Origin of the sequence: Ruania alba, assembly GCF_900105765.1 — a bacterium.
Lineage (GTDB): Bacteria > Actinomycetota > Actinomycetes > Actinomycetales > Beutenbergiaceae > Ruania > Ruania alba.
Genome location: NZ_FNTX01000002.1, coordinates 2,229,221 through 2,247,712, shown reverse-complemented (window position 1 = coordinate 2,247,712; position 18,492 = coordinate 2,229,221). Strand labels below are relative to the sequence as shown.

General features: G+C 69.6%; 12 protein-coding genes and 1 pseudogene. 5 read left to right on the top strand and 8 right to left on the bottom strand.

The genetic code is table 11. The annotated features are described in order from the left end of the window. Window positions 1-23: 23 nt before the first annotated feature. From BLU77_RS20400 to BLU77_RS20390, 3 genes are read right to left on the bottom strand one after another with little or no spacing between them, the layout of a single operon-like run. Window positions 24-1,553, bottom strand: a complete 1,530-nt coding sequence (locus tag BLU77_RS20400; protein WP_089775212.1) for a DUF5719 family protein — start codon at window positions 1,551-1,553, stop codon at window positions 24-26. Continuing rightward, window positions 1,550-5,029, bottom strand: a complete 3,480-nt coding sequence (locus BLU77_RS20395; RefSeq protein WP_089775210.1) for a glycosyltransferase — start codon at window positions 5,027-5,029, stop codon at window positions 1,550-1,552. Before BLU77_RS20395 ends, BLU77_RS20400 begins: the two co-directional genes overlap by 4 nt. Before the next feature lie 26 nt (window positions 5,030-5,055). After that, window positions 5,056-5,379 carry a WhiB family transcriptional regulator gene (locus tag BLU77_RS20390; protein ID WP_089775208.1) on the bottom strand — a complete coding sequence of 108 codons (324 nt, stop codon included), beginning with the start codon at window positions 5,377-5,379 and terminating at the stop codon, window positions 5,056-5,058. A gap of 142 nt (window positions 5,380-5,521) precedes the next feature. Between BLU77_RS20390 and BLU77_RS20385 the strand changes: the two genes are divergently transcribed. Next, window positions 5,522-6,199, top strand: a complete 678-nt coding sequence (locus BLU77_RS20385) for a TIGR03089 family protein (protein WP_089775206.1) — start codon at window positions 5,522-5,524, stop codon at window positions 6,197-6,199. A 3-nt stretch (window positions 6,200-6,202) separates the two neighbouring features. On the opposite strand, the gene manA is transcribed toward BLU77_RS20385, so the two are convergent. Both manA and BLU77_RS20375 read right to left on the bottom strand, forming a co-directional pair. Beyond that, the gene (gene manA / locus BLU77_RS20380; protein WP_089775204.1) at window positions 6,203-7,372 is read right to left on the bottom strand and encodes a mannose-6-phosphate isomerase, class I; all 1,170 of its coding nucleotides are present in this window, start codon (window positions 7,370-7,372) and stop codon (window positions 6,203-6,205) included. A 1-nt stretch (window position 7,373) separates the two neighbouring features. Continuing rightward, window positions 7,374-8,429: an NAD-dependent epimerase/dehydratase family protein gene (locus BLU77_RS20375; protein WP_175477257.1), complete on the bottom strand. Its 1,056-nt coding sequence runs from the start codon at window positions 8,427-8,429 to the stop codon at window positions 7,374-7,376. 87 nt (window positions 8,430-8,516) lie between these two features. Here BLU77_RS20375 and BLU77_RS20370 point away from each other — a divergent pair, with 87 nt between their 5' ends. Further along, window positions 8,517-9,293: a glycosyltransferase family 2 protein gene (locus tag BLU77_RS20370; protein WP_089775200.1), complete on the top strand. Its 777-nt coding sequence runs from the start codon at window positions 8,517-8,519 to the stop codon at window positions 9,291-9,293. 24 nt (window positions 9,294-9,317) lie between these two features. Here the strand turns inward: BLU77_RS20370 and BLU77_RS20365 are convergent, their stop codons facing one another. The 3 genes and pseudogenes from BLU77_RS20365 to BLU77_RS20355 form a co-directional block, all read right to left on the bottom strand. Further along, window positions 9,318-10,547 (bottom strand): amidohydrolase, encoded by a 1,230-nt coding sequence (locus BLU77_RS20365; protein ID WP_089775197.1) that lies wholly within the window; start codon window positions 10,545-10,547, stop codon window positions 9,318-9,320. Continuing rightward, window positions 10,544-11,847: pseudogene (locus BLU77_RS20360) on the bottom strand (nucleotide sugar dehydrogenase). Before BLU77_RS20360 ends, BLU77_RS20365 begins: the two are co-directional and overlap by 4 nt. Before the next feature lie 57 nt (window positions 11,848-11,904). Continuing rightward, entirely contained in the window at window positions 11,905-13,785 is a 1,881-nt protein-coding gene (locus BLU77_RS20355; RefSeq protein ID WP_089775195.1) for a glycosyltransferase family 2 protein, read from the bottom strand. A gap of 171 nt (window positions 13,786-13,956) precedes the next feature. Here BLU77_RS20355 and BLU77_RS20350 point away from each other — a divergent pair, with 171 nt between their 5' ends. The 3 genes from BLU77_RS20350 to BLU77_RS20340 are packed head-to-tail and all read left to right on the top strand — an operon-like array spanning window position 13,957 to window position 18,482. Continuing rightward, window positions 13,957-14,367: a hypothetical protein gene (locus BLU77_RS20350; protein ID WP_089775193.1), complete on the top strand. Its 411-nt coding sequence runs from the start codon at window positions 13,957-13,959 to the stop codon at window positions 14,365-14,367. Further along, on the top strand, window positions 14,364-17,369 hold the full coding sequence (locus tag BLU77_RS20345; RefSeq protein WP_089775191.1) for a glycosyltransferase: 3,006 nt from the start codon (window positions 14,364-14,366) through the stop codon (window positions 17,367-17,369). Before BLU77_RS20350 ends, BLU77_RS20345 begins: the two co-directional genes overlap by 4 nt. A gap of 45 nt (window positions 17,370-17,414) precedes the next feature. Continuing rightward, window positions 17,415-18,482, top strand: coding sequence for a class I SAM-dependent methyltransferase (locus BLU77_RS20340; protein WP_089775189.1), 1,068 nt, complete (start codon window positions 17,415-17,417; stop codon window positions 18,480-18,482). Window positions 18,483-18,492 lie beyond the last annotated feature (10 nt).

Genomic DNA, 18,492 nt, shown 5'->3' with positions numbered 1-18,492 from the left:
GGCGACACTGACGGGCAGCCCGTTCAGGACGTGCCCACCCGGACCTCGATGCTTTGATCCGAGTGCGCATCAGGAGTCATCGGGAGCAGACCGACCAGCGCCCCGCTGTCTGAGGTGGAGACGAGGATCGCGCTCGCGAGCACGTCGTCTCCAACGATCTCGACGGCGACCGCATCCGTGAGGTCCAGGTCGTCTCCGATGCGCACGGTAGCCCCGGTCGGCACCGGCACGTCAACGGCTTCGGCCGACGTTCCGTCGGCGCGGATGGCACGCACCGAGACGGTCTGATCACTCCCAGCAGCGCTGGTCACGCTCACGCTGGCGCGGTCCACCAGTGTCCCCAGTCCGGCAAGGGAGACAAGACCGTGCTCCACCGCGCCGGTGGCAGGCATCCAAGCCCGCTCGGCGACCGGCTGGTCGGGATCCAGGTCAGTCGATTCGCCGCCCCGGGTCACCAAGGCTGCACCGGTGACCGGTTGGTCGCTGGTCACCCGCAGCGAGGCGGCCGTGCCGTCGATCCCGTCCAGCGCGATGTCCGCCACAGTGCCCGGCTCGACGACGAGCTCCTGTGCCCCGGGCAGATCCTCTGGGCCTTCGGCGCCGAGCACCTCCACCGACACCTGAGCAGGATCCTGCCCAGCGTTGACGAGCCGGAGTGCTGCAGTGCCGGGATCCGCCGAGATCGGGATCGGGCCAACGAGCAGGTCTGTCGAGGGGTCGCTCGCCGCCGTGATCACATCGGAGCCCTGGGGGACGAGACCAGCAAGCACCGTCTCCTGCAGTGAGGCCGTGACGCGCCCGCCGTCCGCCTGGACCTGCACGGCGACCCGTGGCTCCAGGGTGACCGATTCCAACAGCGCGGTGCGGGTCTCGCCCGGCGGGATCGCCACGACTGCCTCGCCCTCGACAGGGCCGGTGGCTCCCCACAGCTGCACCGTCGCCGTCACCGGGGTACTGCCCGGGTTGGTGAGCGTCAGACGTGCGCTCGCGCCCAGTTCGGTCTGCCCGCCAACCAGCCACGCCGACGACGTGGGCTGCTGACAGGGAGCGGCCGTCAGCCCGCGCAGGTCACCGGCATCGGTCCTGGCCACGGAGGCGCCGGCGGCGAGTGCGGTCCGCTCCTGGGAGGGCTGCGCCTCGACCACGGTGGGCTGCGGCTCCGTCACCTCGAGCAGGCGGATCGCGCCCGTGGTAGCGATCTCGGTGGCGTCCCCTCCCACAGGTGCGGCAGTCGCGGGGTCCGGTTCGGCCCCGTCCCGGCCGGGAACGACCACGGAGGTGAGCAGGTCGGTCTCGGCCGTACTGTCGAACTCGTCGTCGTAGTCGAGGTCGCCGCCGTCTCCGGTGGGCAGTACCGGGGCTGGGGGACACACCAGCGTCAGTGGAGCGGCACCGACGTCAACCTGGACGGGCGCGACAGGATCGGTGTCCGCGCGTTCCAGCACGGTGGCAGCAGTCGTCGCGGCGGCGGCGAGCGCAAGCACGACGACGCCACTGACGGCGCGTCCGACACCGGACAGTACGCGGCGGTGCCACGGACGGTCGGTACTCATGGAGCGTCCTCCCCTCGTCGTCTGCGTGTGGGCAGGGCGAGCAGCACGGTCAGGCCGAGCACCACGACAAGGACCACCCGCCACGGGGTGACCCATACAGGGTGGTAGCGGATCTCGAGCTCACCGCGGGCGCCGTCGGGAATAGCGAAACTCTGTTGCCACCCCGTATCGATGGCGCGCAGCGGTGTCCCACCGAGCCAGGCGTGCCAGGCCGGGTCCGCGCGTTCAGCGAGCACCAGAGTGCGCTCGGTGCCGTCAGCGGTGACGGCACCACCCAGGCGCGCGGCGCTCGAGGGAATGTTCTGCACCAGAGCACCATCGCCGTCGTACACCTGGGCACGGGCGATCGCCGCGTCGGTGGCCCCCTCGGCCACGCTGACGCGCCAGATCACCCCGGAGTCGTTCTCGGTCACCTGGTCCAGGCCGAGCACCGCGTCCAGCACCGGGATCAATCGCGCACGGGCGGCTGCGTCCACTGGGGCACGCGTGGCGTCCGACGTTGCGGGGACCACCACGACGGCGATGGCATGTTCGGCGAGAGTGCTCGCTGCATCGCTGGCGGTTCCGTTCGCGAGTTCCGCAACGACGGTGGCCAGGTCGGTCGACGCGGCGTCGCTCTCGGGATCGGCTGTCCACGCGGACAGATCGGCCACGGTCGAGCTCTCGGTGAGCTGAGGGCCGTTCCCGCGCCAGATCTGCGCATCCAGCCCCGTGGAGGTGGGGGTGAGTGCCAACACGCGTGCCTGCTGTGCCGACCCTTGGAGCTCGCGACCCAACGCAGGCACAGGTTCCGCACCCCGACCGCTGATCAGTGCCACCTCGACCTCAGCCTCGCCCGAGCGCTCGGCGAGCACGCGGGCCGCGTGTGCAGTGCCGGTGGCGAGCAGTGCCACGGTGACCGCAACGGTCCCCACCGCTGCACTCAGCTGGCGCCAACCGAAACTGGTCCCGCTGAGCGTGCCGCGCAACCCGTCCGCGCCGCAGAGGACGGCGACCAGCAGCCCAGCCAGCACGAGCGACGTTCCCGGTCCCGCCCAGCCGTGCACGGCTTCCATACCTCCATCAGTGCCTCGCCCCGCACCCACCACGGTGCGCAGCGACGCCTCGGCAGCGAGGATGCCGATGGTGACCAGAAGCCACCCGATCCGAATCGCACGCGCGCGTGCAGTGCCACGCACCAGGGCGAGCACCGCGGCTGCCAGGAGCACCGCCGTCGCGGCCAATGGCAACTCGCTGCTGATCGATGGCAAGAACGGCGCCGGCGCCGGTGTCTGGGGCCATCCGAGCGCCCGCAGCCAGGCGGCACCGGCATCCACCTCCAGGCCTGCCCCCGGGTTGGCGACGAGGAGTCGCCAACCTTCGGGCTGCGCCATCGCGTACTGGAGCAGTGGCGCCAGCAGGACAAGAGCCGGCAGCAAGACGATCACCAGTCGACCGCGCCCGGTCGGAAGCCGACGGCGACGCCCCAGGGTCAGGGCGAGCACCACAACTGCGACAACGCCTGCAGGCAGCAGAACCGGCGCACCCGCCGCTGCCAGGGCGAACGCGAGACCGGCCGCGGCCGCGGCACCGAGTGACCCAGCCCTGGAGATCCTCGAGATCACAGTGGCCTGTGGGGCCTCCGGCGCTGACCCCCCGGCGGGACGCTTCGGTTGCTTCGGCGCGGGAATCTCATCGGCCGCGGTATCGGTCGAACCCACCTCGGCGAGCGCAGCCAACCGAGCCCGCTTGGCTTCCTGTGCCGACACCTGCGCCGGCGCACTACGCCTGGTCACGTGCTGGGCGCCTACCATCCCGGAGACCACCACGTCGCGCCGGTCGAGCCCGAGCGAACGGACTACACCGAGTACGACCAGTGGCATTGCGACATGGGCGAGCACCGCACCCACGCGCCCGGCGCCGAGACCGAGCAGCAGAGGCGGGCCGAGCGCCCACGCCAGGGCTGCCCACGCGCGCAGCAGCGTCGAGCGGGTCGCCGCTCCGGCCGCAAACCAAGCCCCCAGCGCAGCGCCGGGTACGGCAAGAGCCAGCAGGACCGCGAGCGTCACCTGCAGTGGGACGCCCCACGCTCCCCCGGTGAGCAACGAGAAGGGCACGAGCGCGAGCAGGAGGGGGTCGGGCGGTCCGCTGAGACCATCTCCCGTGGCGAGCCACGGGGAGGTCGCGGCGTGCCAAAGACCGGCGAACCCCGGGTCCGCGGGCAGCAACGCCCCGCCGATGAGCGATCCGGCGAGCAATGACGGAACAACGGCGACCGCTGCCACTGCACCCGCCAACACGAGTACGGCTGCAGCGGTGATACGGCGCTTGCGCGCCATCGCGGCGCGTTCGGCGATCTCCAACTCACTGGGGGCGCGGGCGGCACGGCGAGCGGCTGCCGCTTGCATCCGGCGGTCCCGGCGCAGCCGCCACACATCCCGCCAACTGGCCTGCAGCGGTCGCAACCGCCGGGCAGGCAGCCGTCGAGTCCGACGCGCCCGCCGTCGGGACCGCCACACAGCGTTCGGACGGGCAAGCACCAACAGCGGCGCAAGGATCTCGTGGCCAACGAGGCTGAGCTCCTTGGTGCTGACCCGCCACAACGCCCGGACCACGCCCGTGACCACGGCAGCGACTGCCAGGATGGGCACCAGCAGGGCCGGGGCGTCGGTCAGCCGCAGGTGCAGGGCTGCGGTGCGGCGCGAAAGGAACGAGCGGCGCGGGTCCGGGCGAGCGCTCGCCGAGTCCCGCACACCTCGGTAGGACGCGCGCGCGTGCCGCACCACAGCGTGTGGGGCGACGACCACGCGGTGCCCGGCGAGCCGTGCGCGTTGGCACAGATCACGTCCGTCCTCGAACGGTCCCAGAGCCGGGTCGGGGCCGTTCAGCGCGCGCCACAGGTCCGCCCTGATCAGCATCCCGGCCGTGCCGACCGCGAGAACGTCGTCCCGGCCGTCGTGCTGCCCCTGGTCGATCTCCTTGTCCTCGATGCCGGTGAATCGCAGGCCACCACGGGTAGCCCGCACCCCGACCGAGATCAACCGGTCCGGTTGATTCCAGTCGACCTGCTTGCTCCCGACGATGGCGATTGCCTTGGATGCTTCGACGGTACCGAGCAACTCGGCCAGCGCTTCTTCCCGCGGGGCTGAATCATCGTGCAGCAGCCACAGCCACGCGGGATCCGTATGCACCTGCGCAGGCGTGTCCTCACCTGGCCGATTTCGCTCCGCCACCGCGAGCGCACGCCGGACGGCAGCACCGAAGGTGGCGGCTTCGGGGACGGGAACGACCCGGACCCGGCGACGGTCCAGACCTGCCTCGACCACGAGCGCTTCCCACGTCTCGGCCTGACCCGAGCGGTCCTGCCCGAGGCCGGCCAGGATGATCTCGTCCGGTGGCGATGTCTGCGAGGCCAGCGCGGCCAAGGTGTGCGGCAAGAAGCGGGAGGCTGCGGCGCCGACGACGACGGCGCGCACGCCAGTCTCGCTCGCGGTCATGAAGTCATAGTCGGGCTCAGGCGTGCTCAGAGGGCACGGCGCTTGAGCTTGCGCCGCTCACGCTCCGAGAGTCCACCCCAGATGCCGAACCGTTCGTCGTGTGCGAGCGCGTACTCGAGACACTCGGCACGCACATCACACGAGACGCAGACCCGCTTCGCCTCACGCGTGGAGCCGCCCTTCTCGGGGAAGAAAGCTTCCGGATCGGTCTGGGCGCACAACGCACGCTCCTGCCAGGAGAGCGCAGCGTCGTCCTCGACGACCCCGCCAAAGCTCCAGGGGCGCTCCGGACGCGGCTCAGGTTGCGGCACACCGGAGGTCAGTGGCCCCTCGCCTAGGATGTTCCACACAGCTTCCCCAATCGTCCGTACTCGTGCGAGCGACGGTGCTCGCTCCCTCTGCTTGACTTAAATTACACGCGTGTTGTCCCGCTAAAGTCAAGCCCGACAGTGATATGCAGCGGGATTGCCTTCAGGCGCGTATCCTGCCGCCGTGCCACCTCTTGCGACCCTCCTCGACCGCTGGGCAAACGAGCCCGGACAGCCTCGTCTCACCTGGTACGGCCGCGCCGGCGAGCGCGTCGAGCTCACCGGTCGCGTCCTGCACACCTGGGTAGCGAAGGCAGCGAACCTGCTTGCCGACGAGGCTGATGCCCAGCTCGGCACCGACGTACAACTGGACCTGCCGGCGCACTGGCGGGCCGCCGTCTGGGCATTGGCCACGTGGGCATGCGGCGCCACGGTCGTCCTCGGCGAGGATGCACCGGACGTCCTGGTCACGCACCGGTCCGTCGCTCCCGTAGGCAGCACGGTGGTGATCGTCATCGCCCTACCGGCTCTGGCGATGTCTGCCGACGACGTCCCGTCCGGCGCCGTAGACGGTGCCGCTGAGGCGATGAGTCAGCCGGATGCACTGATCCAGCCTGTCTCCTCAGTTGGAGCCACCCTCCGGTGGGACGACCAGGAGGACGACCTTCTCGCCACCGACATCGCCGGGGACCGGGTGCTCGTGCAGGTCGATGCCACCGACGAGGCGAACGACGCATTGGCAGCCCTGCTCCGTCGCATGGTGGGCACGTGGGCGAACGGCGGCTCCGTGGTCCTCGTGGCAGACCCGGACGCCGACGTGGACCGCATCGCCACGCAGGAGTCGGCGCGACTGATCGGCTGAACGTCAGGGCACCCCTGCTTGCACCAGCCGGCCGGCGCCGGACAGCAGCACCGGGGTCTCGTCCGCTCCCAGGAAGAGACTCTCGCCACGAGCGAGCACACGCTCGATCCCGCCGGCTGCCACCGTGATCGCTCCGTCCAGTCCGAGCAAGATGCGCGGGCCGCGGCCGCGCAGCCGTGCCGGTTCGCCACCGGCACGTGTCGCAACGGAAAGCTCGAAGTCGTCCACGGGGGCATAGAACACCTCGGTGCAACCGACCGTCTCGGGCGCGATCCGAATCGGTGGTGCGGCCACACAGTCCACCGTAGCGAGCAGCTCGGCCACGTCCACGTGCTTGACCGTCAGCCCGGCCCGCAGCACATTGTCCGAGTTGGCCATCAGTTCGACAGCGAATCCGCTCAGGTAGCTGTGCACGCACCCTGGTGGGACGAAGAGCGCTTCCCCGGGCTGCAGCGTGACCGGGTTGAGCAACAACGCGGTGACCGCGCCAGGGTCCCCCGGGTACTCGTCGGCGAGCATCACCACCAGGGCGTCCGCCCGGGGCGAGGGGGAATCGCCGGCCGCGAGCCGCTCCCGGCAGCCACGAGCCACCTGGGTCACCTCGTCACCGTCCGCGTGGCCGAGCAGTCGCGCGAACGCCGACCGCACTCCCTCCGCGCTGGGGTCCCGCCTCAGGATCGCCGCCAGTTGACGAGCGAGCTGAGCATCGAGCCCGTCGAGTAGCTCGGCGACCCGGCGTGGGGCACGGAATCCGCAGACAGCCTCGAACGTGCTGAGCGCGTAGACCATTTCGGGCTTGTGGTTCGCATCAGGATAGTTGCGCTGTGCCACCTGGATGCCGAGCGCCTCCTCGCGACGGTGTCCGGCCGCAGCCTGTTCCAGGTTCGGGTGCACCTGTAGCGAGAGTGGGCGCACCGGAGCGATCAGTTTCAGCAGATACGGCAGCCGCTCGCCGAACCGGGTGACGACGTCCCGTCCCAGCCGCTGCTCCGGCTGGCGTGCCAGCAGGCTGCCCAGGTCAGTTCCGTCGTCGGTGCCCGACGGCGCACTGGGGTGGGCACCGAACCATGCCTCGGCCACCGGGTTGCCGGAGGGGCGGGTACCGAGGAACTCGGGGATCAGCGTCGTCGAGCCCCACCGGGCGCCTTGGAATGCAGGCGTGAGGATGTTCACGTCAGCGGCTGACCTCGGCCGGTGGGATGTGCACCACAGGCGTCGCTGAGGAGCCTTCGCTGAGGTACCAGCGCACCATCCGCGCGATACCCTCCGGCAACGTGACCGACGGGACGAAACCGACCTCGCGAATCCGGGCGGCCTCGAACGCCGTCTCCGACTCGGACAGTTTGCGCACTCGCGCGGAGGTCACGGGCAGGTCCCGGCCGGTGACTCGGCCGACCATGTCGAAGGGCTTCGCAGCCAACAGCGCCGGCGCGAGCGGAATCCGCACGGCGGGCTCGCGCCGGCCGAGCGCGCGGTAGACCTCCGTCACGGTTTCGCGGGAGGTCTGGTCCGGCTTGTCGGCGTAGTTGTACACCTCGACCTCTCCGCTGGGGAGTCTGCTCGGGGCGCTCCACAGGTACGCGATCGCCTCCACCAGATTGGTGACATAGCACATGCTCTTGCGATTACTTCCTGGGCCGACCGGCAGGAACCGGCGCGTGTGGATCTGCCGGATCAGCTTGTACAGGTTGGCGAAGTTGCGCGGTCCGAAGACCACTGCCGGGCGCACGATGAGCGCTCGCCGGGGTGCGCCGTCGGTCGCTGTGGACTCCCACTCCCGGTAGACAGCCTCGGCAGCCAGCTTGGTGCGGCCGTAGTCGTTCACCGGAGTCGGCACGGTGGTCTCGTCGGGCGGTTCCGAGTGCTCACCGTAGACGGCTACGGAAGAGTAGAAGCAGAGATTGGTGATGCCGTGGTGCTCCATCGCCGCGCAGACGGCGCGAGCGCCACCGACGTTGACCGATTCGAACGTCTCGGTGGAGATCCCGAAGTCGTGGTGTGCAGCCGCCAGGTTCAGCACTGCGGTGCACCCGGCCATCGCCTCGGTCAGCGCCTCGACGTCGCGGACATCTCCGACGATGGTCTCGTGCTGTCCGTGCGGATCTGGATGCAGATCGAACCGCACCAGTTCCACCCCGAGGTCGCCGAAGGCGGCGTCCAGATGCGACCCGACGAAGCCGGAACTGCCGATCACCAAGACCCGCGTTCCAGGCTCGATCGTGTTGGGCACTGCGTCTCCTCTGCTCACCGCCGGCGGAAGCTTCACGCTACCGTGGCAACAGTCTGCTCAGAGTGCGCAACACCGAAACGAGGATGCATGGCCCTGGTGTCCGTGATCATGCCGGTCCACGATGCTGCCACCACCGTCAGCGCGGCCATCCGGTCGGTGCAGCACCAGAGGCATCAGGACTGGGAACTACTGATCACCGACGATGCCTCCACCGACGAATCGTGGGAGGTGGTGCGCGGGTTGGCCGCCGAGGACGAGCGGATCCTCCCACAGCGCACGACGTCCTCCGGCGGTGCGGCCCGCGCCCGGAACGCGGCCATCACGCGCGCCCGGGGCTCCCAGGTGGCATTCCTGGACGCCGACGACCAGTGGTTGCCGGACAAGCTCGAGCGACAGCTCGACTTCGCTCGCACCACGGGCGCGCCGCTGACCTTCACCTCCTACTACAAGGTCGCCGCCGACTTCGGCGGTCAGGCTCTCGACTTCGTCCCGACGCAACGTATCGTCCGAGCACGCGACCGACTCGACTACCGGCTGATGCTGCAGCAGAACCACATCGGCTGCCTCACCGCGATGTACGACGTCGATCAGCTCGGCCTGCGCACCATGCCCGATCTGCGCAAACGCCAGGACTACGGCCTCTGGCTGTCGATCCTGCGAGACGGTTCGATCGCCCGGGGGCTGGACGAACCGCTCGCCCTGTACCGGGAGCAGCACGCGGGCTCACTCTCGGGTACCAGCCGGCTCGGCCTGGTGGCGTACAACTGGCGCCTCTATCGCGAAATCGAGAAGCTCTCCGTCCCGCGTTCGATCTGGGCGCTCGGACAGGTCACGGTGCGCTCGACGCTTAAACGCCGGGTCTGATCCGGCCACCGGTCGCGGGCCGCCTCAGCGACCGAACCGCGCACTCCGCTCAACGATGTGTGAGCCGTCCTCACCCGGCGCGAGCACCGGCCGACCACCGATCACCACCTGCTCCGCGCGGGACCCGATCTCCAACGGGTCACCTGACCAGACCACCAGGTCCCCGTCACGGCCCACCTCCAGTGCGCCGATGCGTTCGTCCAGGCCGAGGATGGCGGCCGGGTTCACCGTGAGGGCCTCCAGGGCGGTCTGCCGCGGCAGACCCTCCTTCACCGCCAGCGTGGCCTGGTGCACGAGGAAGTTGATCGGCACCACCGGGTGGTCTGTGGTGATCGCCACCCGCACCCCCGCCGCCGCGATCTGGGCGAGGTTGCCGATCGCGCGATCGCGCAGCTCCACCTTCACCCGGGAGGTGAACATCGGGCCGAAGATCACCGGAACATCCTTCTCAGCGAGCACGTCGGCAATCTTGTGGCCCTCCGTGCCATGGTTCACCACGAGCCGGTAGCCGAACTCCTCAGCGAGCCGGATGGCCGTGGCGATGTCGTCGTGCCGGTGGCAGTGCTGGTCCCAGGCCAATTGGCCGTCGAGCACGTCGGCGAGGGTCTCCAGGGTGAGGTCGCGGGCGAAGGGTTCCCCCTTGCTCACCGCGTGCGCGCGTGCCTCGGCGTAGTTGCGTGCGCCGACGAAGGCGTCGCGCAGTACCGCCGCCACGCCGAGCCGCGTGGACGGCGTCTCCTTCTTCTCCCCGTACACGCGCTTCGGGTTCTCCCCGAGCGCAGACTTGACCGAGACGTCGGCCGAGATCACCTGCTCGTCCACCGTCCGTCCGCCCCAGGTCTTGATCGCGACGGTGCGCCCACCGATCGGATTTCCCGAGCCCGGCTTGATCACCGCTGCGGTCACCCCACCGGCGAGCGCGTCTCGGAAACCGACCTCGTCGATGTCGATCCCGTCCAGGGCCCGGAACCGGGCACCGTTCGGGGTGGTCATCTCGTTGGTGTCGTTACCGGACCAGCCCTCGCCGTCCTCGTGCACACCGAGGTGCGCATGGGCCTCGACGAACCCAGGCAGCACCCACCGGCCGGTCGCATCGATCACCTGTGCGCCGTCCGGCACCGGGACGTCAGCGCCTCCGACGGCGGAGATCACCCCGTCGGTGACCACGACCGTGCCGTTGTCGATCGGCGGGGCGTTGACAGGGACGACGTGGCCGCCAGTGACAGCAAGGACTCCAGGTGCGAGGTTCGTCATTCGTCCAGTGTGCCAACACCGACCGTCAGATGCCGCACGTGCGGCCACTGCTCGGCTGTGGTGACCCGGCGTCCGTCCACGAGCACCTCGATCCCGGGAATGTCGGACGGGCTCAGCTCGGCGTACTCAGGATGGTCGGCCTGCACGATGGCCGCCGCCGCCGGTTCCCCCAGGTGGTACGGGGTGAAGCCATAGGCGATGAGCTCGTCGTCGGAGAACATCGGGTCGTGCACGAGCACATAGGCACCGGCATCGCGCAGCGCAGCCACAGTAGCGAACACCCCGGAGAACGCGGTCTCCTTCACTCCCCCGCGGTATGCGGCACCGAGCACGACCACTCGCCGGCCGGCGAGTCCGCCCAGCGCCCCGTCGGCAAGACCCACGGTGTAGGCCGGCATCTGCATGTTCGCCTGCCGGGCAGTCCGCACCACGGTGGCCTCGGGATCGGTCCACAGGTACAGGCGAGGATAGACGGGGATGCAGTGGCCGCCGACGGCGATACCGGGCCGGTGGATGTGCGAGTAGGGCTGCGAGTTCGACGCATCGATCACCTGGTGCACGTCGATCCCGTTCGCGGCCGCGAAGGTGCCGAACTGGTTCGCCAAGGCGATGTTCACGTCACGGTAAGTGGTCTCGGCCAGTTTGGCCATCTCGGCTGCCTCGGCGCTCCCCAGGTCCCACACCCCGTTCGGACGGTCCAGATCGGGCCGTTCGTCGAAGGAGAGGACGGCCTCGTAGAACTCCCGGGCTCGCTCACCGCCGGCAGCCGAGAGGCCCCCGACGAGCTTCGGGTAGCGCCGCAGGTCGGCGAACACCCGGCCGGTGAGTACCCGCTCCGGGGAGAAGACGAGGTGGTAGTCCTCCCCTCGCGCAAGCCCGAGATCTCCTCGATCATTGGCTTCCACCGGGTTCGCGTAGTGCCCACGGGGAGCGTCGTCTCGTAGGAGACGAGAGTGCCGGGACTCAGGTGCTCGGCCAGAGAGCGGGTAGCCGAGTCCATCCAGCCGAAGTCCGGCTCCCAGGTCTCGTCGTCGACGAACAGCGGCACCACGATCACCACAGCATCGCTGCCCGGGACGGCGTCGCCATAGTCGGTGGTGGCACGCAGCCGACCGGTGGGCACCAGTGCGGTCAGCCGCTCCGCCAGGTACGCCTCACCGGGGAACGGCTCGGTGCCGGCGTTCACCAGATCGACCACCTGCGGGTTGACGTCGACACCGACCACATCGTGCCCCGCGTGGGCGAACTGGGCGGCCAGCGGCAGGCCGATCTTGCCTAGCCCGATGACGGTGATCTGCATGACTCTCCTTGTGCGTGCGCGGTCGCGAGCCGGATGGCGGCCGAGGCCCGCTGGGAGTCAGTCGGAGCCCCCGGGCTCGTTGGCCCCGACGATAGTAGCCATCTCGTCCGAGAGGAGGACGAGTCGTTCAAAGCCGTCCTCCAGGAGGGCCTGGTAGTCCTCGATGCTGGCCGCGGCCCATCGGGGCCGGGTGCAGAACAGGGCGCGCGCTTCCTCCGCCAGAGCCACGTGGTCAATCACACCGTCCGGATCGCGAGGCACCTGCGGCACCAAGAGCACCTCGAATGTGCGGACGTCGGGCACCGGTCGGTGCTGGGTGAGCAGGACGTTCACCTGCGGGACGAGGACAAGATCTGCCTCAAGGGGATCAGTGGACGAGACCAGAAGGCACTGGCCCGAGGCGGCGAGGTCGAGCGCCTCGGCGTGAATCTCGGGTCGCCGGGAATGACCCGCGAGCGCATCCTCCCGGTGCAGCACACCGACCGTCGCCGCCGTGCCGGCGTCCTCGACCGCCGCCTGCAGCGCGGCCACGCCGTCCGCCGTGCTCAGGTCAGCCAGCACGAGCAGGTCCAGGTGGAGGCGGGCGCGCGCTCCGTGTGCGCCGAGGAAGGACGCCGGGGCGGGGAAGGGCCGCTCGGAGTCGTCGCGCTGCACGAGATGATCGGTCGTGGCGTGCCAGTGTCGGAACTGGTCCCGGTAGATGAGCCGGTCCGGCGCGGTCCATTGGTAGCGAAAGTCCGACCGGGACAGCGTGCCGGCCCGCAGCCGGGTGATGGCCAGGGGCACCGGAACGTCTAGCACCGGTCCCCAGGCATGCTGGATCCGTTCGTAGAACTCGGAATCAGCACTCTTGCGTACCGGGTCGAACCCGCCGACGGCCTCCACCACGGCTCGGCGTACCATCAGCGACGAGGCGTTGCGCCGGCGAGCCGGATACCCGAGCCACTGATGGGTCAGATCATCTTTGGCGCGAATCGCGTCGCTGACGGATCCGGCCGCCTCCTCGTCTTTGCTCACGGCAGCGACCTGAGCCGCGATCCGTGCCGGATGCGACCAGTCGTCGGCGTCCTGGAACGTGATCAACTCGCCACGGGCAGCGTGCAGAGCGAGGTTCCGTGCCGCGTAAGTGCCGCCATTGCGTTCGGCCTGGATCACCCGGATCCGCGGGTCCAGCTCGCGGCATGCGTCGAACCAGTGTGCGCTCCCGGGGCCGGAGGCGTCGTCGACCATGAGGATCTCGAGGTTCTCGTGGGACTGCGCGAGGATCGAGCGCACCGAGGTGAGTAGCCCGGCATCCGGCCGGTAGCACGGCATGACCACCGTCACCAACGGCCCGTCGACGGCGGGTGGTCGCTCACAGGTCAGGCCGTCGTAGAGGGTCGGGGCATCGGGTGTGACGCTCGGTCCGGTAAGACCCGCCTTCGCGAACTCGGCACCGAGCAGTCGCTCCCACGCAGTCCGAACTCGGGCGCTGGGGAGTTCGGCGCCTGCGTGCACCTGGGCGTCCGCATCGAGACAGCCGAGCCACGGGTTGGTGCGGTCGACGGTCAGGTAGTGCCGGACGATGGGCGCGATCCGGGTCAGGGCCAGGTCCCGAACAGCGGCGTCCTGACCGGTGAGGAGCGCAAGCTGGGCGAGGAGCTGCTGACTCGGCGGGTCCAGCTGATCGGCACCGACTGTTTCCGCCAAGGTCAGGTAAGTCGCCAACGCGGCCTCCTGTGTCGCGCTACCGGTCGCCCAGACGGCAGCGAGAGCTGCCGTGACCTTGAGCCGCCGTCCGCTCGTGGCCTCGTCGGGCAGCTCCCGCTCGAGTGCACCCCGTAGCAGGGTGCGCGCGTCCCATCGACCTGCGGTCGCCACGCGGGCGAGCAGGTCCGGGACCGCTCGTGAGCCGGTGCGGATCGCCGCGTAGGCATAACCGAACGGTCGGCGCAGCACCTCCGAGTCCGGGACTCGAAGGACTGTTACCGACTGTTCACCCAGTCGTTGTACTAGCGACACTGTGACGCCCTCTGGTCGTGGTTATCTCCTTCGAGAACGCGCAAAGTTCCCGTCGTCAGAAGGGCCACGAATGAGTTCCGCGACGAGACTAACAGGCGAGGTGGGCCGATGAGATCGAAGAAGTACCAGATTGCCCTGGCAGCCCTGACGGCGCCGGCGCTCCTCACCGCGGTGTTCGCTCTGCTGGGGCACCCGTGGATCCCTGAGGTCGGTCTGGCGGCTCTGCTGCTGATGATCGCCGTCATCTCGCTCGACACGAACCGCCGCACCCGCTCCCGGTTCGCCGCGCGCACCAAGCCGGAGCCACGCGCCACTCCCGGTGTCTCCCCCGACGACCTGATGGGGACGGTCCGCCTGTTGCAGGCACAGTACGTCGGCCGGTTGGATCGCTCGCAGGCCGCCCTGGAGGAGGCGGCTGCCGCACTGCTGGCGGCCGCGGAACGACCCGCCGATTCCCCGGGTTCGCCCCACCCGGAAGCCGCGACGGCCCCCCGTCGCGACCCGCTGCACACCGCATGAGACAGGTCGCGGAACGCCGCCGTCGCGAGCTGACCACAGCCCGGGTACACGCCGATCACGCGGTGTTCGCGCAACGGGACCCGCGGGACCTGCCCACGACGTTGCTGCGCACCAAGTCGCTCGCCGGTCGGGAGATCCTCGCGCACCTGGCCAGCTTCGGTCACCTCAACGGCGTCGAGTTGGAGGCGTTCGCAGGGGGCACACCCGCTCGTCATGCCGTCTCGAACCGGCTCGACCCGACGTGGACGACCGAATATGCCCGAGTGCGGGCGCTGCAGCAGGGCTCGCCCGCCGACCACGAGGTGGCAGTGGCGCTCATGGCCACCGTGGAGCGGACATGGGGGCGCGCCGCACTCGGCGCCCACCTCGACCTCTACCTGCAGCTTCTGGTGCGGCTGCACCGACGCGAGGCCGCCGCTGAACTGCTCGGAGCCGCGGACCTCGATATCGACTCACAGCACCGTGCCGCCGCACTGACCGACCTACTGAACCCGTTCCTGCGGGGCGGTCCGGACGACATCGCGGCCTGGACCGCCTCTCTCTCCGAGGCAGTGTTGCGGCCAGGCGTGCCCAGCCTGAGTCTGCAGGACGCCCCCGGTTCGCCCTTCGACCGGTTGCAGGCCGTCACGGACACCGTGACACATGATCCGCACCGCATCACGGTGATCACGAGTTGTTTCAACCCCGGTCCCGAGCTGCTCACCACAGTTCGGTCCGTCATCGCCCAGACGTGGCAGAACTGGGAGATGCTGATCGTCGATGATGCCTCCGGCGCGGCGTCGACGCAGGTGCTGGCCGAGGTCGCCGCCCTGGATCCGAGGATCCGGGTGATCCGCAAGTCGATCAACGGCGGCACCTACCGTGCACGCAACACGGCACTGCGGCAGGCGACGGGCGACTTCGTCGTCACTGTCGATTCCGACGACTGGGTTCACCCCACCTATCTCGAGACAGGCGTTCGTCCGCTGTTGAAGGATCGAAGCCTGCTCGCGACCCGCGGGTGGGGTGTCCGGATCAGCGAGATGCTGGAGTTGACGCGACCCGGATACCGTCCGCTGATGACGGCGGCCCCGTCCCTGATGTTCCGCCTCGCCGAGGTCGTGGGCCGGATCGGGTTCTTCGACCCGGTGCGCAAGGCGGCGGACACGGAGTTCGCCCGCAGGTTGGAGGCGGCGTGCGGCAAGCGGATCAAGAGCCTGCCCCGTGCCGCCCTCACCTTCCTTCGCGGTGGTGAGACCACGCTCTCGGCCAGCGACTTCTCCGCCGGGTGGCGGCACACTTCGCGGCGCGCCTACCGCGGCGCGTACGAGGACTGGCACCGCAGGATCGCCGCCGGAAAGGCCGACCCCTTCCTCGAGCCGGACGGGCCTCGTCGCTTCCCCACACCACGACGCTGGTCCACTGGTCGCGCCCATCAGGTGGGGCCCCGACCAGTGCTGGACGTCGTCTTCGCTGGTGATTGGCGGCGGCATGGCGGACCGCAGAACTCGATGCTGGAGGAGATCGCCGCATGCCGCGCCGCCGGGATGCGGGTAGGTGTCATGCACTTGGAGGCCATGCGGTTCATGACCCGGCGGGATGACCCCCTGTGTGCTCCCTTGCGCGAACTCATCCGGGACGGCGCCGTGGAGTGGGTGCATGTGGACGACGACGTGGCCGTGCGGACTCTCGTGCTGCGCTACCCCCCGATCCTGCAGTATCCACCGGCAGTCAGTGGCGCGGTGCGGCCGGACAACCTGCTCATCGTGGCGAACCAGGCACCGTGCGAACCGGACGGGTCCGACCAGCGGTACGTCCCCCAGGACGTGACGGCGCATGCGACGGCCCTGTTCGAAACGGCGCCGAGGTGGGTGCCGCAGGGGCCGACGGTGCGGGAGTTGCTGACCGAAATGGATCCGGGCATCTCCCTCACTCCCTGGGACAGCCCTGGCCTCGTCGATGCCGAAACCTGGCATGTGCGCACGCCGCGACCAATCGGCGACCCCCCGGTGGTCGGCCGGTACTCGCGGGACACCGGTATCAAGTTCCCGGAAAGCGCCGAGCACTTGCTCACCGCCTATGGGTTCGGACCCGAGGTGGAGGTGCGGATGATGGGGGCGGCCAACACTGTGCGGCGGCTGCTGCGCGACGGAGGGCGCAGCGAGCGCCCGCCGAGCAACTGGACGCTGTTGCAGCACAAGGCCCGCGATGTGCGCGAGTTCCTCGCCGATCTGGACGTCTTCCTGTATCTGGACAATGCCCATGCCAACGAGGCCTTCGGGCGCGTGATCCTGGAGGCGGCCGCGAGTGGGGTGCTGACGATCGCGTCGCCCAAGCATCAGCCCACTTTCGGCGACGCCGTGCTCTACGCCGAACCGGAGGAGGCGGTAGCACTGACACGACGGTATCTGGCCGACCCGGAACTGTACGCCGAGCAGGTGCAGCGCTCACGGGCGCTCGTGGACGAACGCTTCTCGCACGCCTCGTTCGTTGCTCGCCTGCGCGAGCTCGCTACCGAACGGGCCGGCAGTGCGCGGCACGAAGGAAGTGCCGGGGCCGTCGAACGGGAAGCCACGGCCGAGGTAGCGCTGGAGCTGCATTTCGACGCTCGACGCCCCTGGCGGGACCCTGTGCTCATCGGAGCGCCAGAACTGGTGCTCCAGCAGGAGCGGGTGCGTTCCGACGCCGATGCCGGCCGGTGTGACACGGTCTACCTGATTAGCCGAGATCCCTGCGAACACCCTGGGGTGGCACTGGCGCCCGTCCTGCATCGCATCGACGACGACCAGGACGTGCGGCCGGAGGACCTGCCGGATGGCGCTGTCGCCGCCGTGATCGTGCGCGGCGCGCAGATCGAAGTGACGTCCCGGCCCCCGCTGTACTGGTCCGATCGACGCACCGAGGACGGCGCCCTCGTCGTGTGCGCGAGCTCCGGGGACGGAACCGGTCGCCACCTCCTCGATCGGCGCCCGGTTCGCCACACCGCCCCAATTCATGTCGTAGATGAGCTCGTCACGACCTGATCCTCGATACGCTGGCGAACCCGCGATCAGAAACTGAGGTGCGAAGTGCGACGACGTCGACTGCTCGAAGGTGGGGTCCTCGCCGCCGCTGTGGTGGGAGCCGTCGTCGTCATGGCCGTGGAGGGTGACCTGGGTGCGGCGCTGACCCTGCTGGCGGTGTCCGCAGTGCTGGCGGCGCTCCTGGAGCTGGACGGGCGGCATCGGCACGCGCTGCGCAGCCAGCTGGAGAGCATGCAGCAGCAGGTCGCGCGAGTGCGCGCCGACCAGCGCGCGGCCCGGGACGAGATTCGCCGCCTGCGTCGGCGGTTGGAAAAGCAGTTGCGCACGGAGCCGGGCCGCACGTTGACCCGCACGATCGAATCCTCGGTGGGGCAGATCTCCACCGAACTAGCGCAGACCCATCAGTTGGTGGAGGAGCATGCCGACCGCGCCCGCGCACGGCAGATCGAGTTGCGCCGGTCGTTGCGGGACCTCAAGCATGAGCCGCTCACGCAGCAGCAGTCGATGGCGCTGCTGCAGTCCTGGTTCACCCCGGACGCTCCGCTGCCGGCCGTCGGAGGGTGGGCGATGGAGCCGACGACGTTGGTGGAGATCGTTGACCTGATCACCCGGCTGCGTCCGACCACGGTAGTCGAGTGCGGCAGCGGCACCTCGACCATGTGGGTCACCCAGGCCCTGCGTCGCAACGGACATGGTCGCGTCGTCTCCTTGGATCACGATGGCGACTACGCCGCAGCGACTCGTGCGCATCTCGCCCGGCACGGCCTGGGCGCCTGGGCCGAGGTGAGGCATGCACCGTTAGTACCCACCGAGACCGATCATGGACCGCTCGACTGGTACAACGTAGACGCCGCCTCGCTCCCGCTGATCGACATGCTCGTCGTGGACGGCCCGCCCAAGGCGACCGGCGACCTCGCCCGCTACCCGGCGCTTCCGGTACTGGTGGAGCGTCTCGCCCCGGACGCCGTCATCGTGCTCGACGATGCCGACCGGGCGGGGGAACGTCGGATCGTCGAACTCTGGCAGGAGCAGCACGGGGTGCGATGGACGCAGAAGTTGGTCGGCCGCGCCCTGCTGCTTGGGCTCGGCGACACACCGCCTGCAGCTCGGTGACCCTCCGCCT

Coding starts and splice junctions, on each gene's coding strand:
- BLU77_RS20370 (WP_089775200.1), top strand. CDS start 8,517: ATGGCCCTGGTGTCCGTGATCATGCCGGTCCACGATGCTGCCACCACC.
- BLU77_RS20395 (WP_089775210.1), bottom strand. CDS start 5,029: ATGACCGCGAGCGAGACTGGCGTGCGCGCCGTCGTCGTCGGCGCCGCA.
- BLU77_RS20345 (WP_089775191.1), top strand. CDS start 14,364: ATGAGACAGGTCGCGGAACGCCGCCGTCGCGAGCTGACCACAGCCCGG.
- BLU77_RS20365 (WP_089775197.1), bottom strand. CDS start 10,547: ATGACGAACCTCGCACCTGGAGTCCTTGCTGTCACTGGCGGCCACGTC.
- BLU77_RS20400 (WP_089775212.1), bottom strand. CDS start 1,553: ATGAGTACCGACCGTCCGTGGCACCGCCGCGTACTGTCCGGTGTCGGA.
- BLU77_RS20350 (WP_089775193.1), top strand. CDS start 13,957: ATGAGATCGAAGAAGTACCAGATTGCCCTGGCAGCCCTGACGGCGCCG.